The 510-nt window shown below is 48.8% G+C and carries 1 protein-coding gene; it reads left to right on the plus strand.

Going from position 1 to position 510, the window contains the following annotated elements; genetic code table 11:
* On the plus strand, positions 1–510 hold a 510-nt coding region (locus R7E38_RS23430), incomplete at both ends, for a LysR substrate-binding domain-containing protein (RefSeq protein WP_318082252.1).

Here is a 510-nt window from a genome sequence, read left to right on the forward strand (position 1 = left end):
ATTGCGGCCGTCGAAAGTGTCTATCCATTAATCTTGCCGCATTTCTTACCAGCGATTTTTCAACAGGCGCCCGGCGTCACCATCAGCACGCATCCTTGGTCAGATAACACCTTCAACATGTTGCAGCGTGGTGAGTTAGATTTGGGATTAACTGGTAAAGACATCGATATCAATGACGCAAAGCTTACCCTACTGCCACCGGATGATATTTGCGAACTCGAAATCTATCGCGACCATCAGATGTGCATCATTCGTAAAAACCACCCCGCACTAAAACAGAAGTGGAACCTCGAAGCGTATCTCGCACTTCGTCACGTACAAGTGCGTTGTGATGGAAACGACCGTTGGTTGTTGGATTATCGTTTAGCAGACATTGGCGCAGAGCGCGATATCGCAGTCACTGTTCCAGATTTCAATAGTGCCGCCAGCTTGTGTTCTTACACCGACTTCATCTTTACCGCGCCGAGCCATTTTGTGCAACTGGCTGCCAAACAGCTCGACTTGGTGGTG

The sequence above is a fragment of the Vibrio sp. Vb2131 genome, assembly GCF_033338535.1.
Taxonomy (GTDB): Bacteria; Pseudomonadota; Gammaproteobacteria; order Enterobacterales; family Vibrionaceae; genus Vibrio; species Vibrio alginolyticus.